The 14,626-nt window shown below is 66.5% G+C and carries 16 protein-coding genes; 4 read left to right on the plus strand and 12 right to left on the minus strand.

Features of this window, described 5'->3' with window-relative positions; translation table 11 throughout:
* The coding region (locus tag ACT3S2_RS15165; protein ID WP_444561870.1) for an acetyl-CoA C-acetyltransferase at positions 1 to 1,001 on the minus strand (1,001 nt) is incomplete at its 3' end.
* Positions 1,002 to 1,249: 248 nt separating this feature from the next.
* On the opposite strand from ACT3S2_RS15165, the gene ACT3S2_RS15170 reads away from it, so the two are divergent.
* A complete protein-coding gene (locus tag ACT3S2_RS15170; protein ID WP_444561871.1) occupies positions 1,250 to 2,125 on the plus strand; it encodes a DNA-3-methyladenine glycosylase family protein in 876 nt (291 codons plus the stop codon).
* 22 nt (positions 2,126 to 2,147) lie between these two features.
* On the opposite strand, the gene ACT3S2_RS15175 is transcribed toward ACT3S2_RS15170, so the two are convergent.
* The 3 genes from ACT3S2_RS15175 to ACT3S2_RS15185 all read right to left on the minus strand — a co-directional run bounded on the left by ACT3S2_RS15175 (position 2,148) and on the right by ACT3S2_RS15185 (position 4,784).
* Positions 2,148 to 3,014 (minus strand): siderophore-interacting protein, encoded by an 867-nt coding sequence (locus tag ACT3S2_RS15175; RefSeq protein WP_444561872.1) that lies wholly within the window; start codon positions 3,012 to 3,014, stop codon positions 2,148 to 2,150.
* A 130-nt stretch (positions 3,015 to 3,144) separates the two neighbouring features.
* A complete protein-coding gene (locus tag ACT3S2_RS15180; RefSeq protein ID WP_444555026.1) occupies positions 3,145 to 3,609 on the minus strand; it encodes an acyl-CoA thioesterase in 465 nt (154 codons plus the stop codon).
* Complete coding sequence (locus ACT3S2_RS15185) at positions 3,606 to 4,784, minus strand: App1 family protein (RefSeq protein WP_444555025.1); 1,179 nt, start codon at positions 4,782 to 4,784, stop codon at positions 3,606 to 3,608. Before ACT3S2_RS15185 ends, ACT3S2_RS15180 begins: the two co-directional genes overlap by 4 nt.
* 81 nt (positions 4,785 to 4,865) lie before the next feature.
* Between ACT3S2_RS15185 and ACT3S2_RS15190 the strand changes: the two genes are divergently transcribed.
* Positions 4,866 to 5,306 carry a pyridoxamine 5'-phosphate oxidase family protein gene (locus ACT3S2_RS15190; RefSeq protein WP_444555024.1) on the plus strand — a complete coding sequence of 147 codons (441 nt, stop codon included), beginning with the start codon at positions 4,866 to 4,868 and terminating at the stop codon, positions 5,304 to 5,306.
* A gap of 18 nt (positions 5,307 to 5,324) precedes the next feature.
* Positions 5,325 to 6,176: an inositol monophosphatase family protein gene (locus ACT3S2_RS15195; RefSeq protein ID WP_444555023.1), complete on the plus strand. Its 852-nt coding sequence runs from the start codon at positions 5,325 to 5,327 to the stop codon at positions 6,174 to 6,176.
* Positions 6,177 to 6,205: 29 nt separating this feature from the next.
* On the opposite strand, the gene ACT3S2_RS15200 is transcribed toward ACT3S2_RS15195, so the two are convergent.
* Entirely contained in the window at positions 6,206 to 6,865 is a 660-nt protein-coding gene (locus tag ACT3S2_RS15200) for a hypothetical protein (RefSeq protein ID WP_444555022.1), read from the minus strand.
* Between the two features lie 133 nt (positions 6,866 to 6,998).
* Here ACT3S2_RS15200 and ACT3S2_RS15205 point away from each other — a divergent pair, with 133 nt between their 5' ends.
* Positions 6,999 to 7,205 carry a hypothetical protein gene (locus ACT3S2_RS15205; protein ID WP_444555021.1) on the plus strand — a complete coding sequence of 69 codons (207 nt, stop codon included), beginning with the start codon at positions 6,999 to 7,001 and terminating at the stop codon, positions 7,203 to 7,205.
* Between the two features lie 63 nt (positions 7,206 to 7,268).
* On the opposite strand, the gene ACT3S2_RS15210 is transcribed toward ACT3S2_RS15205, so the two are convergent.
* The 7 genes from ACT3S2_RS15210 to ACT3S2_RS15240 form a co-directional block, all read right to left on the minus strand.
* The gene (locus ACT3S2_RS15210; protein ID WP_444561873.1) at positions 7,269 to 8,930 is read right to left on the minus strand and encodes an FAD-binding dehydrogenase; all 1,662 of its coding nucleotides are present in this window, start codon (positions 8,928 to 8,930) and stop codon (positions 7,269 to 7,271) included.
* Positions 8,931 to 9,008: 78 nt separating this feature from the next.
* Entirely contained in the window at positions 9,009 to 9,374 is a 366-nt protein-coding gene (locus tag ACT3S2_RS15215; protein ID WP_444555019.1) for a VOC family protein, read from the minus strand.
* Between the two features lie 107 nt (positions 9,375 to 9,481).
* Positions 9,482 to 9,934: a cupin domain-containing protein gene (locus tag ACT3S2_RS15220; RefSeq protein WP_444561874.1), complete on the minus strand. Its 453-nt coding sequence runs from the start codon at positions 9,932 to 9,934 to the stop codon at positions 9,482 to 9,484.
* A gap of 43 nt (positions 9,935 to 9,977) precedes the next feature.
* Entirely contained in the window at positions 9,978 to 10,775 is a 798-nt protein-coding gene (locus ACT3S2_RS15225; RefSeq protein WP_444555017.1) for an IclR family transcriptional regulator, read from the minus strand.
* A gap of 96 nt (positions 10,776 to 10,871) precedes the next feature.
* On the minus strand, positions 10,872 to 12,122 hold the full coding sequence (locus ACT3S2_RS15230) for a M24 family metallopeptidase (RefSeq protein WP_444555016.1): 1,251 nt from the start codon (positions 12,120 to 12,122) through the stop codon (positions 10,872 to 10,874).
* 56 nt (positions 12,123 to 12,178) lie between these two features.
* Positions 12,179 to 13,579 carry an MFS transporter gene (locus ACT3S2_RS15235; RefSeq protein WP_444555015.1) on the minus strand — a complete coding sequence of 467 codons (1,401 nt, stop codon included), beginning with the start codon at positions 13,577 to 13,579 and terminating at the stop codon, positions 12,179 to 12,181.
* A 198-nt stretch (positions 13,580 to 13,777) separates the two neighbouring features.
* The gene (locus ACT3S2_RS15240; protein ID WP_444555014.1) at positions 13,778 to 14,437 is read right to left on the minus strand and encodes a GntR family transcriptional regulator; all 660 of its coding nucleotides are present in this window, start codon (positions 14,435 to 14,437) and stop codon (positions 13,778 to 13,780) included.
* Positions 14,438 to 14,626 lie beyond the last annotated feature (189 nt).

A 14,626-nucleotide genomic window follows, 5' to 3' on the forward strand; every position in this document is an offset into this window, starting at 1 on the left:
TGACCCATGGCGATGGCGCCCCCGTTGACATTCGCTTGTTCTTCGTTCCAGCCCATGTCCCGCATGAGTTTCAGCGGTACCGCTGCGAAAGCCTCGTTGACTTCGATGAGGTCGACATCCCCGGCCGTCATGCCGGCACGGTCGAGGGCCTTGCGACAGGCAGGAGTGGGGCCGGTGAGCATGATGGTCGGCTCGGAACCGGTCACCGCCGTTGCGACCACCCGGGCCCGCGGGGTGAGGCCGTGTCGTTGGCCAGCGCTCTCGTTTCCGACCAGGACCAGGGCAGCACCAGCGACGATTCCCGAGGAGTTGCCCGCATGGTGGACGTGATTGATCGTATCGACCGAGGCGTATTGCTCGAGGGCTACCGCATCGAAGCCGCCCTGAGCGCCTAGCTTCGCGAATGAGGGGTTCAGCGGAGCCAAGGTTTCCGTGCTGGTCCCGGGTCCAATGGTTTCATCATGGTCAAGGATCGTCAGCCCGTTCACATCACGGACCGGGACGATCGAACGATCAAAGCGACCTTCCTTCCACGCGGTGGCGGCCCGATGATGGCTTTGCGCGGCGAAGCGGTCCACTTCGGAGCGCTCGAAGCCCTCCAAGGTGGCACTTAGATCGGCACCAATTCCCTGGGGAACGAAATTGGTGGCCCGTGCGGTGGCCGGGTCCATGGCCCACGCCCCTCCGTCGGAGGCCATCGGCACCCTGGACATCGATTCGACGCCGCCGCCGATGAGCAGATCCTCCCAACCGGCGCGGGCACGGGCAGCCACCTGGTTCACGGCCTCGAGCCCCGAGGCGCAGAAGCGGTTGAGTTGGACGCCGGCGACCTCCCAAGGTAGCCCTGCCTTCAGGGCGGCGATCCGGGCGATATCCATCCCCTGCTCCCCCACCGGGCTCACACAACCAAGGACGATATCGTCGATGAGTCGGGTATCCATCCCCGGGTGGCGTTCCCTGAGGGCATCGATGAGCCCGACCACGAGATCGATCGGCTTCACTTCGTGGAGGGACCCGCTCGGCTTGCCCTTTCCCCGGGGAGATACGGATGGAATCGTAGATGAGTGCTTGGGGTGGTGTGGTCATCAGTACCTCACGTTGAAGGTCGAAGGGGCGGACGCAGCACTGGTCGGGAAGCTGCCATGGGTTGAGACTACCCCCACCTATACGTTCGTACAAGGCACTGAATGATTGTATAGCCAGGTTCGACGACCCCCTCGGGGCACTAGTCTGGGGAACCATGGATGCCATGCCAGAGAACCCGGAACAGGTCCTGCGCCTACCAGCCAATGGAGGACTGGACCCGCAGCTTTCGCTGGCCGTCCTGGCCGCCCATGCCGTGCCGGGCCTCGACGAACAAACGGGGGGCGAACACCGCCGCCCGGTCAGGATCGGAGACCGGAACGTGGTGATCGGTCTACGCTTCACCGAGGACGCGGTCCTGCTCCGCCGGGTGGACGCGGCGCTGACGGCCGAGGACCGGCCCCCGCTCTCGGCGTTGCTTCGCCGGTGGTTCGCGTTGGATCTGGATCTGGAACCGATCAATGCCCGGCTGCTCCGCGACCCGACCCTGGCCCCCCTGGTCGCCAAGCGGCCCCGGCTCCGCCCCGTCGGCTCCCCGGATCCCTTCGAGGCCGCGGCCACGACCGTGCTCGGCCAGCAGGTTTCCCTGGCCGCGGGACGCACTTTCGCCGGGCGGCTGGTGAGCGGATGGGCCGGCCCGCCGATCGCCGGATTGCACTTGTTCCCGACTCCCGGGGTCGTGGCGGGGATCCCCGAAGACGAACTGCAGGCCGGCGTCGGCCTGACCCACGCCCGCACCAGGACGTTGTTGGCCGTGGCCGAGGCGTTCGCCCATGTGGCGACACCGGCGGATCCCGGGGCGTTCCCGCTCACGCGTGAAGAACTCCTGGCCATCCCCGGCATCGGCCCGTGGAGCGCCGACAACCTCGATGTCAGGGCGCGTTTGGAGCCCGATGCCTTCACCGCCGGAGACCTCGTCCTGCGCCGGGCGCTGGGCGGGGTCACGACCCGGGAGGCGGCCCGCCGCGCGGAAGCCTGGCGCCCCTATCGCAGCCACGCGCTCTTCCATCTCTGGAACGAGGAAGCCTATTCGAAGGGCTGAGGCCCTCGCCCCGGACGGCGGATCAACCGCCCGTGGTGGCCTGCATCCCCGGCTGTTCGGGGAAGATCTTGCCGATCGGTTCGTTCTTCTCCGCCTGGAAGGTCTCTTCGGCGCGGCCGAAGGCCCAGTAGGCCGAGAGCGAGAGCTGTTTGCGGTGCAGGCCCTTCTCGTCGGCCAGGAACCGGCGCAGCGCCTTGACCATCTCCCGTTCCCCGTGGGCGAAGACCTGCACCTCGCCCTCATGCCAGGGACCTGCCATCACGGCGGCGGCGAGCTTGGTGCTTTCGGGGGTGAACGTCCCGCCGCGGTGCAGCCAGTGGACGTTGATTCCCTTCGGGGCCCTGAACTTGACCTCGTCCTTCTCCCCGGCCACCTCGACATAGACCTCACCGACGGCGGAACGAGGCATCTTCTCCAGGGCGGCGGCAATGGCCGGCAAAGCTGATTCGTCCCCCGCAAGCAGATGCCAGTCGGCGTCCTTCGAGGGGAAGTACATGCCCCCGGGGCCGGAGAAGCAGACCAGGTCACCGGGTTGGGCGTTGGCGGCCCAGGGGCCGGCCAGGCCCTCCTCACCGTGCACGACGAAGTCGATCTGCAAGGTGCCGGCGGCTTCGTTGACACTGCGCACCGTGTAGGTGCGGCGGACCGGCATCCGTTCCTGCGGCAGGACGGCCCGCAGTTCGTCCATGTCGTACGGTGGGGTCAGCCCCAATTCGGGGTCGGCGAAGAGCAGCTTGACGTACTTGTCGGTGGCATCCCGGTTGCGGAAGGCGGCAAAGCCCTCGCCGCCCAGGGTCAGACGGACCATGTGCTTGCCGATTTTCCGTTTGGTCACCACTTCCAACACGACCTGCGGGCGCGGCGGTCGAGCGGTTGCGGGGACGGGCATCTTCCGATCACTCCTTCGAGGGCCGAGCCTGACCCGGCAAAACGTATTTCCTCCACCCAATCCCAAGCGCGCAGGCAACGCAAACTCCGTACGCCACGGGCGAAGAGGTTACTTCAGCGGCCCCCGGGCCTCAGGGGAAGACCGGTTCGCCGAGGAACTGCTGCATTTCCTCCCGCTGCCGGGCCGGTAGCCGGAACAACCGCTGGTCCTCCACCGAGAAGAAGGCCAACGTGGTGGTCGCCCGCACGCACAGGCTCCCCTCGATCGGGTCGCGGAATTCGTAGCAGACGTCGAAGCTGGCCGCCTTCACCCGGGAAAGCCAGATCTCGACCTCCGCCGGGACATTGCGGTAGTCCAGCGGGCTGAGATACCTGACCCGGTGTTCGACCACGAGGATCTGGGTGTTGACCGGGACGCTGGAGAACAGTTCCGCGGTCGATTCGGTGCCCGGTTTGCCCGTCCCCCCGGGCACGCCGAAGCCGGCGATGCGGGCTTCTTCCATCATGCGCACGAGGTTGACGTTGTTGATATGCCCGTATGCGTCCATGTCGCCCCACCGCATCGGGACCTGGACCTGCAGTTTCCGTCCGCTCATCGGGCGTGGACCTCCTGTTCTTCCTGCTCTCCCTGTGGTTCTCCTTCCGGCCACTGCTGGCGCAACCGCCGACGCTCCTGGTGCTCGACGTGCTGTTCCTCGTCGGAGACGATGCCCAGCCGTTGCAGCTCGGAGAGGATATGAGCCCCATCGGGGGCGTAGACCCAGTCGATGCCCGGCGTCGAGTTCACCGTCCGCTGCGAACGGCCGCCGGCGAGGACCGCCTCGGAGGGGGTCAGCTGGCGGATGACGATGGCCTTGACGTTTTGCGGGTAGCGCTGGGCAAAGCCCGCATAGATCTCCGGGTCGTGTTGGCCGTCATCGCCGATGAGCAGCCATTTCACCTGTGGGAACTCCTCGGCCAGACGGCGCAGTTGGTCGACCTTGTGCTGGGCACCGGAGCGGAACCAGCGGCCACCGGAGGCGCCGGTTTCCACGGGCCCCCAGTCGGTGAGCAGCAGGGGTCCTTCGGGGAAGAGGTTCCTGGCCAGGAACCGGCTCAGGGTCGGGGCGACGTTCCAGGCTCCGGTCGACAGGTACAGGACGGGGGCGCCGGGGCGTCCACGCAAGACCCGCTCCATCATCACCGCCATGCCGGGGGTGGCCACCCGGGCATGCTCGTCGAGGACGAACGAGTTCCAGGCGGCCAACAACGGCCGCGGAAGGGCGGTGACCACCACGGTGTCATCCACATCCGACAGGAGACCGAATTCGCAGGAGGCATCGACCACGAACACCCGGGCCCTGACCTCGGCCGAGCCCTCGGCGCTCAGGGTGACGGTATGCCAGCCCGGCCCCAGTCTCGTGGCGATGCGGGCATCCAGGACTCCCCCACGATCCGCGCGGACCAGATGCTCCCCTCCGGCGATGGTGACGGTGGCCTCGGCATACGGGATGGGCGGGGAAATGAAGTTCCTCCACCCCCGGACGCCATCGGCGACCACGCGGGACCGCGGAACCCCATGGCGGAACGGCTGCGGGGAGGCGACGACGATCCGTGCCAGGATCCGGACCCACCCGTCCTCAGCGGATTCGGAGCGTCCGTACCCCCTGAAGGGCAGCACGGTCGGAACCATGCCACGTTCACGACCGTTCGCCTCGCGGAACGCATGCCAGGCGTCCTCGAGCCTGACCCCCAGGTGCTGTCGCAACGATTCTGCTTTGCGTGATGACATATCGCCAGTCTTTCACGCCCGCGCGTCAACAAGTCCCGGCGGATACTGGATTTTTTCTACATGCCGTAGAAGAATAGGGGCATGATGTTCACCCATGCAGACGACGAACCGGTCCTGATCCTGGACGAAGACCAGTGCTGGAAGCTCCTGGGCCACAGCCAACACGGGCGCCTCGCCACCGCTTTCGACGGCGTCCCCTACATCACCCCGGTGAACCACGGGGCCTCCAATGAGCGGATCTACCTGCGTTCGGCGGCCGGCTCCAAGCTCTCGGGCCTGACGGTGAACCCGAAGGTCGCCTTCCAATCCGACGGCATCCTCAGCGACGAGGCCTGGTCGGTGATCATCCAGGGCACCGCACGCATCCTGGAGACCGAAGCGGAGATCAAGACCGCCCGGGCCTCCGGGGTGGACCCCTGGGTACAGACATTGAAGGACTTCTGGATCGAGATCACCCCCACGTCGATCTCCGGACGGCACTTCATCCTGGGCGAGCAGCCGGAACAGCTCGACGAAAGTTGAGCCCGGTAGGCTGACCGGGTGGATACCCCCGAGCACCCCCTGGAACTGGCCGAACATCTGCGTGGCATCGCGGAGGACGCGGCGCGGGGTGTCGGCCCGCTGCTGCGCGGGGCCTTCCGTTCCGGGGCCGAAGCCCGCCAGAAGGCCAACGCCCACGATCTGGTCACCGCCTTCGACCAGGCCAGCGAGAAGGCCATCTCCGCCCATCTCTTCGCCGCCTGCCCCGATAGCCGGATCCTCGGCGAGGAGGGAGGGCATCAGGGCACCGGCCGCATCGAATGGATCGTTGATCCCATCGACGGGACCAGCAACTTCGCCCACGGCGTCGCCTTCTTCTGTGTGTCCATTGCCGCGGCATTGGACGGCGAACTACTCGCCGGCGTCGTCTATGACCCCGTCGCCGAGCTGATGTTCACCGCCAATGCCGAAGGCGCCTGGCTGAACGGGGATCGTCTGGAACCGTCCGGCACACCGGAGGAAACCGCGTCCAGCCTCATGACCGACTACCCCTCGGCCGAGGCCCTCGAACTCGACGGACCGGCAGCCCTGGAGGCCTTCGGCACCCTGGTCACCCGGTACGCCACCGTCCGGCGGACCGTCAGCGGGGCCCTGGGCCTGGCCCATGTCGCGGCCGGGTGGACCGATATCACCCTGGGCTTCGACACCAACCCCTGGGATGTCGCCGCCGGGGTGCTGCTGGTGCGCCGCTCGGGCGGTAGCTACCTGCCCTATCGGTACGACGACGAGGTCCGGCCCGTCCATGAGGCGCCGGTCTATCTGGCCACGGGCCCCCGGACCTCGGCCGGAACGGCCGTCGCGATCGTCGAGGAACGCGTGGCCGCCCGCCGGGCCAAGGGCCATCGCCGGTAGCGTCTCCCGCCCCGGCAGGACGGCGGGCCCTACTTATTGAAGCCTTCGCCGGTCAGGCAGGCGACCCTGGCCCCGGCGCCCGAGGCCGAATCCTTCGCGACGACGCTGCCGTCCGGCTTGCTGATCGTGCAGGAAAGATCCCCGCTGCTGCCCGCGGCGTTGTGGGCCGTGAGCGTTCCCAGCATGGAATTGGCCGTGACGTCCTTGGTGAACTCGCCGCCGGGGATCTCTTCGGTCTTCTCCGAGGTGATGTTCTCTGCGGTGTAGTCGACGGTGTAGGCGCCATCCCCGGTCACCGAGTAGGTATAGGGCGCGGTTTCGCCCATCCCGTTCTGGACCACGTTGGCCAGTGCGACGGCGATGATCACGTAGATGATGCAGACGATCAGTGCCGCGGCACCGGTGATGACCCCGGTGAGTGCGAAGCCCTTGCGGGGAACCCGCTTCACCAGCCCGATGATCCCCAGGACCAGGGCCAGTGGCCCCAGGATGAAGGAGATGAACCCCACGACGGGGATGAATGCCAAGGCGATCGCCACGATGCCGATGATCATCGCGGCCTTGGTCAACCCGGAGGCTGCCGGTGGCTGCTGGTACCACGGGTTTTGTCCCGGGTACGGGTGGGGATACCCGCCCTGGCCCTGCGGCCCGGGGTATGGGGCGGGGTCGTATGGGTTCTGCTCAGTCATTTGGGTACCTCGAGGCAATCTTGATCAGGCGGGTCGATCCCGGGCCGGCGTGCGGCGGCGTGCGTTCGCGGCCCCCAGTCTAGCTATGGTTCTTCCCCCGGCACCGGCGTATGTTCGAAGTATGGGACATTCTATGAATCATCAAGGCGTCGCCCACGCCCACCATCATCACCACGGCGTGGAGTACGTCGTTGCGGGGATCGGCATCCTGCTGCTTTTCCTGGCCTATGCGGTCCTGCAATCGATCATCTCCGGCCACGTCTTCAGCCCCATGTACCTCGGGGTTGTCTTCGGGGTGTACGCGTTGGTCATCGGCACGACGTATTGGGCCAGGCACTAGCACCGGGTCCAACGGCCCGTCGGGATCACGCAACCGACGGGACCTGGTCCCCCTCTGCGCCGTTCACCGCCCGGCGGCGGCCCGCCCGGCGGCCCGGCCGCTGAAGAGGCAGCCTCCCAGGAACGTCCCCTCCAGGGCCCGGTAGCCGTGGACTCCCCCGCCACCGAATCCCGCGGCCTCCCCGGCGGCATAGAGACCTGGGACCGCCCGGCCGCCGGGGGCCAGCACGCGTGAGTCCAGATCCGTTTCCAGTCCCCCGAGCGATTTGCGCGTGAGGATGTGTAGCCTCACGGCAATCAGCGGGCCTGCCTTCGGATCCAGCAGCCGGTGCGGGGCGACGGTGCGGATCAGTTTGTCACCGAGATAGCTGCGGGCCGCCTGGACGGCCATCTGTTGCGGGTCCTTGCTGAATCGGTTCGAGGCTTCGGCGTCGCGGGCGATGATTTCGGCTTCGATGGCCTCCGCATCCAGCAGGTCCCCTCCTGCGAGCCGGTTCATCCGCGCGACCAGCTCGGCCACGCTGTCCGCCTGGATGAAATCCTTGCCGCGGTCCAGGAAGGCCTGCACCGGATCCGGCACTGCGGTGCGGGCCCGCCGCAGCACCGCACCGATGTCCTTGCCGGTCAGATCGGGGTTCTGTTCGGATCCCGAGAGCGCGAACTCCTTGCCGATGATGCGCCGGTTGAGGATGAACCACGAATGGTCGTGACCGGTGCCGCGCAGATGTTCCAGCGTTCCCAGCGTGTCGAATCCCGGCCACAGCGGTGCCGGAAGGCGTCGGCCCACGGCATCGATCCAGAGCGAGCTGGGTCCGGGCAGGATCCTGATGCCGTGGTTCTCCCAGACCGGGCCGTGGTTCATGATCCCTTCGGTGTAGTGCCACATCCGGTCCCCGTTGATCAGGTGCCCTCCGGCGGCAGCACCGATATCCAGCCCCCGGCCATCGACGTGCGCGGGAACCCCGGAAATCATCCGGGCCGGGGGGTCCCCCAGCCGTTCGGGCCAGGCGGCCCGCACCTTCTCGACGTTGCCGCCGATCCCCCCGGTACACAGCACGACGGCGGGGGCCAGGTATTCGAAGTCGCCCACCTCCTGCCGGTTGCTGGCCTGGCCGCGGGGTGAGTTGGAGGGGGCCAGCACCTGTCCCTGGCCCCCGGTGACGGCGCCGCCCCGGACCACCAATGAGTCCAAGCGGTGCCTGAAGCGTACGGTGAGCAGCCCGGAGGACACCGCAGCCAGGGCCTTGTTCGCGAAGGGTTCCACGAGCCCGGGGCCGGTACCCCAGGTGATGTGGAAGCGGGGCACCGAGTTCCCGGGGCCCGATGCCCCGTGGCCTCCGCGTTCGGCCCAGCCCACGACGGGGAAGAACCTGATCCCCAGCTCGTGCAGCCAGGCGCGCTTGCCCCCGGCCGCCCAGTCGACGTAGGCCTCCGCCCAGGCCCGGGGCCAATGGTCCTCCGGCCGGTCGAAGCCGGCGGTGCCCCACCAGTCCTGCCGGGCCAGCTCGACGCTGTCACGGATCCCCAGGCGCCGCTGTTCGGGACTGTCCACCAGGAACAGGCCGCCGAAACTCCACCAGGCCTGGGCGCCGAGGTTGGATTGCGGTTCCTGGTCGATCAGCAGGACCTTCCGTCCGGTGTCGGTGGCTTCGGTGGCGGCCACCAGTCCGGAGAGGCCGGCACCGACGACGATGACGTCGAACTCCCGCTGGTCATGCTCTGTCATGCGGCCAGCGTAGCCCGGACATGGCGCGGGACACACCATCGTCGGGGCGGGTCCGTGCACCGTCGGGGGCCGATGGCCCTAACCGGCGGGCCGCTGATGCAGGCCGAACGGGGAGCCTTGCTGGTCCCGGCAGAGCGTGAATAGTCCGTGGGTGGCCCGGTAGCCGGCATCGCCGTTGAGGTCCATCGGGTCGACGGTCCCCCCGAGTTCAACGACCCGATCGCAGGCGGCCTGCATCTGCTCCACGGCGAAGAACACGTAGGGCGCCGCCCCCGGATCCCCGGAATGGAGGCCACCCGGGGTGCCGGCCACATCCAGTTGGTAGCCGGCATCGGGCCCGTTCGGGCCGGGTTCGCTCCGCCACCCGAAGAGCGCGGCATAGAACCGTGCGGATTCCGCGGCGTCCCCGGCCCCGAATTCGATGAATGAAATCTCTCCGGTCATGATGGACTGCCTCTCCGTAGGGAACCGTTGCCCCCACTCCAGCATCCGCCCCCGTGGCTGGCAAGACTTGTGCCCGGCCGATTCCCCTCCCGGCCGTGGCGGGCCGCCTAGCGGCTCGGCGGTGTCCCGGAAGGGCCCTTCGTCCGGTCCGCGGCCAGTGCGCGGGCTTCCTTCGAGGCACGGGCGGAGCCGAAGGAGGAGAAGTCCGCCGCGCCGGGGGTGCCCCAGACGGTCAGGATCCTCAGGGGGCCTTCACCGGCATTGATCAGGTCATGGTCCACCCCGGCTGGCGCCAGTGCCGTGTCCCCGGCCTCCAGTTCAAGTATCTCGTCGCCCAGGTGCATGCGCGCGCTTCCCTCGACCACGAGGGAGAACTCCTCGAGGGCCTGCTCCCCGTCGTGGCGGTGCATCCCCTCGCTGCCCCCGACGGGTAGCTCCCAGGTCTGTATGGCCACGGGGAGGTTCAGTTCCTCGAGGAAGTGGAATTGGACCTTCGTCGGGGCCGTGCCCTCATGCAACAGGTAGTCGAAGGCGAATTCTCCGCGACGTTCAACGCTCATGACTGCTTCCGTGCCTTCCGGTGTGGGTGGGTGGTGCGGGGCGTTATTCGGGCTGGCCGCCCATGCGCCGGCTGATCCGGGCGGCGGCCCGACAACAGGCCTCCGCGAGCCGGGTCAGTTCGGCATCGTGGATGCGGTAGAGCGGGGCGGCGACCATCAGAGCCGCGGCGACTTCCCCGCGATGCCCCATGATCGGTGCCGCGACCCCGACCTCTTCATGGGAGGTTTCCCCGTAATTGCAGGCGTAGCCACGCTCCCGCACCGTCTCCAGTCGACGCAGGTACGTCTTCAGGTCCTGCGGTCCCGCTGGGTCATGCTCCTCGGCCCTTGATCTGGACAGCAGTTCCCGGACGACTGATTCTTCCTGGTAGGCCAAGAACACCTGGACGGAGGCGCTCAACGGGGTGCCGTACCGGGTGCCGATGGGCGACGTGTGTTTGACCTGTTTGCGGCTGGGGATCTGTTCGACGGACACCGATTCGGCGCCGTCCCAGATGTTCAGGGCCGCCGTCTCCCCCGTGGTCTCGGCCAGTTCCTGCAGCACGGGGTAGGCGATGCGCCGGGCATCCAGATTGGCCAGCAGCGGGCCGGCCACGGCAATGAGCCCCAGCCCCAAGCGGAACTTGCGCGATAATTCGTCGCGTTCGACGATGCGTTCCTGCTCCAAGGTGGACAGGATGCGCGAGATGCTGGATTTGTGCAGTCCCACGCTGGTGGCGATCTCGGTGACCCCGAGCAGCGGATCATCGACCGTGAAACAGCGCAGGACGTCGATGACGTTGACGATCACGGAAGAACTGCGGGGCTCCCCCGCCTCCGATTCACGTGTCTGAGCCGTCATCTTTTCGTCCCTCCAAGGTTGCAGCTGCTGGTGGCGGAGCAGTTGTCCGCCACCAGCAGCCACCGGGTCCTCAGTGGCCCCGGTTCCCCGTGCGTTCTAGCAGGGGATGATGTTGTTTTCCGGGCCGAACCCGAACTTGGTGATGTTCTCGGCACCGTTTTCGTCCACCACGAGGATATCGTGCTCACGGTAGCCGCCTGCCCCCGGCTGACCATCCATCACGGTGATCATCGGTTCCATGGAGACCACCATGCCCGGTTCGAGCACGGTATCGATGTCCTCACGCAGTTCCAGGCCCGCCTCACGGCCGTAGTAGTGCGACAGGACGCCGAAGGAGTGTCCGTAGCCGAAGGTGCGGTTGGCCAGCAGCCCACGATCGACGAAGATCTCATTGAGTTCGGCGGCGATGTCCTTGCAGACGGCCCCCGGCTTGATCAGCTCCAGACCACGACGGTGGACCTCGACGTTGACGTTCCACAACTCCAGCGACCGCTCGTCAGGCTCGCCCAGGAACAAGGTGCGCTCCAGCGCGGTGTAGTAGCCCGAGGTCATCGGGAAGCAGTTCAGCGACAGGATATCCCCTCGCTGCAGCTTCCGGGTGGTCGCCCAGTTGTGGGCCCCGTCGGTGTTGATCCCGGACTGGAACCACACCCAGGTGTCACGGATCTCGGAATCCGGGAAGGTCCGGGCGATCTCGTGGACCATTGCCTCGGTGCCGATCAGGGCGACCTCGTATTCGGAGATGCCCTCGCGGATGGCGGCCTTGATGGCTTCACCACCGATGTCACCGATACGCGCCCCGTGCTTGATGACCTCGATCTCTTCGGCCGACTTGATCATGCGCTGGAACATGGCCGCCTGGGCCACGTCGACCAGGGTGGCGCGCTCGAAGGCCGCCTGGATCTTATTGCGGTTGTCCAGCGGCAGGGTGTCGTCTTCGACCCCGAGCCGGCGGACGGTGACGTTGCGCTGGCGCAGCGACTCCTGGATGGCGTGGATGAAGTTGTCACGACGCCAGTCGGTGTAGACGATGTTCTCGCCGTAGCTGCGGCGCCACGGCATGCCGGCGTCGATGTTGGCGGTGATGGTGCAGGTGTCGTCGGCGGTGACGACCATGGCATAGGAACGCCCGAAGTACGTGAACAGGAAGTCCGAGTAGTACTTGATCGAGTGGTAGCTGGTCAGGACGACGGCGTCGAGGTCCTTCTCGGCCATGATCTTCCGCAGCCCGGCCAGGCGGCGCTCGAACTCGGCGTCCGAGAACGTCAGGGAGACCTTGTCCCCGTTGTGCAGGACCTTCAGGCGTTCGAGTCCGGAGACGGCGTTGGTGGATGCTTCGGTGGTCACAATGGACTCCTTTTTATCGTGGTGGATCAATGGTTCGTCAGGAAGGTTAGGAGCCGCTATTTCAGCGGCTGTTTGCTGGTTTCCGCCGAGAAGGCGACGGCCACCAGGGCAATGACGGCGGCTCCCATGAGGTACCAGCCAGGGGCCAGGTCGCTGCCCGTGAAGCCGATGAGGAACGTGGCCACGAAGGGGGCCGTTCCGCCGAAGATCGCGTTGGAGAGGTTGAAACTGACAGCGAATCCGGTGTACCGGACCCGGGTGGGGAACATCTCCGCCAGGAAGCTGGGCAGCGTCCCGTCGTTGAGGGTCAGCATCGCGCCCAGTGCGATCTGCACCAGCACGATGATCAGGAAGTTCCCGGTGTCCAGCAGCATGAACAGCGGGACTGTGAAGATCACGAACAGGACTGAGGCGGTCAACAGCACCTTCTTGCGTCCCAGCCGGTCCGAGAGCATGCCCATCACGAAGATGAAGCCGATGTAGGTCAACAGTGCCACCGTGGTCGCCAGGTAGGACTTCGATTCATCGAGGCCGACTTCCGTGGCGAGGTAGGTGGGCATGTAGCTGAGCAGCATGTAGAAGCCGACGGCGTTCAGGAGCACGGCGCCGATGGCCTGCACGAGCTGACGCCAATGGTCGCGGAAGAGGTCCCTGATCGGGGTGGTTTCGGTGTCGTCTTCGGCCTCCAGGGCCCGGAAGGCCGGGGAATCCTCCAGCCGGGTCCTGATGTAGCGTCCGATCAGTCCCATCGGAGCGGCCAGCAGGAAGGGCAGGCGCCAGCCCCAGCCTTCCATCTGATCGGTGGAGAGCAGACCGGTCAGCAAGGCTGCCAGCAGTGAACCGAGCAGCAGTCCGGTGGCCGTACTGGCCGGGACGACGGCGGCGAAGAGGCCACGACGCTTGGGCGGGGCATATTCCACCAGGAAGGCGGCGGCCCCGGCGTACTCCCCCGAGGCCGAGAAGCCCTGGATGACGCGGATGATGAGCAGGAGGATCGGGGCCCACAACCCGATGGTGGCGTATCCGGGGATCAGTGCGATGCAGAACGTCGCGGCGGACATGATCAGGATGGACCAGGACAGGGCGAGCCGCCGGCCGAACTTATCACCCAGGTGCCCCCAGATGAAGCCGCCCAGCGGGCGGACGAAGAAGGAGACGGCGAAGAGGCCGAAGGTCAGCAGCAGACCGGTTTGCTGATCCGATTCGGGGAAGAACACTGCGGTGATGGTCACCGCCAGGTAGCCGTAGACGGCGTAGTCGAACCACTCGACGAAGTTGCCGATGAAGCTCGCCGCAACGACTTTGTTGCGGGTCTTGCGGATGGAGGCCGGGGTCTCCTCGCCCGGTCCACCACTGAAGGCGGTGCGGGGCTTGACGCCGGATTCGTGTTGGTGCGTCAGTACTGACGGCGGCTGATGAGGCTCACCGTGCGCTTCGGGTGTTTTTTCGTGATTCATGAGGGACCACCAAAGAAGTTTGAAGTTGCACTCACTGCAACGCTGTTGCACATACGCTATTTGTGGCAGGGGTCACTGTCAAGGCTTTGGCCGGAAGTCCTCAAATTGCCCACCAGACCGCGCGACCCGGCGGCCGATACCAAAAAAGGCACCACCCCTGTCGTGTGGGGTGGTGCCTTTCCGGTCGGCGCGGGAGCGTCAGAGGATCGAGCGGATGGTGGACTCGAAGTGACGCACGTGTTCTTCGGCCAGCTGCCGCGATTCCACCGGATCCCCGGCGATGATGGCCCGCAACAGCGAGGCGTGCTCCTGGATGTGGCCGGCGATGCTCGGTAGCCGGTCCATCACCAGGCACCAGATGCGGGTGGCCAGGTTGTCCAGGCGCACCAACGTTTCCTCGAGGTGCTGGTTCTCCGCCGCCCGGTAGATCAGCCGGTGGACCTCCAGGTCGTATTCCATCAGGGCCCGGCGGTCCTGGTCCTCGTCCAGCTGTTCGATCGCCGCCGCCGTATCGGCCAGCTGCTCACGCAGCGCGGGGTTCGGATTCAGCGCCGCCTTCTCGGCCGCCAGCGGCTCCAGGAGGTGACGGATCTCCGAGATGGCCGCGAGGTCCTTGATGTCCACCATCGTGGCGAAGGTGCCGCGTCGCGGAAAGGAGTGCACCAGCCGGTCGGTCTCGAGCTTCTTCAGTGCTTCGCGGATGGGGGTGCGCCCCATATCCAGCTCCGTCGAGAGCAGCCCCTCGTTGATGGGGGCGCCGGGGGCGATGTCCAGCATGATCAACCGATCGCGCAACACCCGATAGGAACGTTCCGCCAGCGACTCGGCAACGGGTGCCGTTCCGGTCACCATGTCCATCGACTTCCTCCTGCTTCCTGGGCCCGCGGCTACATTACCAGCGGGTAAAAACTTTCCCTTGACCGACCGTGATCTCCATCATACGATATGGAACACAAGAGATATATCAGTTGTCGACGTAGTGCGGATAAGGAGTACCCATGACCATCGCCACCACAGGTCAGGTCACAGCGAAGTCATTGACGGCTT

This window comes from Arthrobacter sp. AOP36-A1-22 (genome assembly GCF_052377615.1).
Classification (GTDB): domain Bacteria; phylum Actinomycetota; class Actinomycetes; order Actinomycetales; family Micrococcaceae; genus Arthrobacter_H.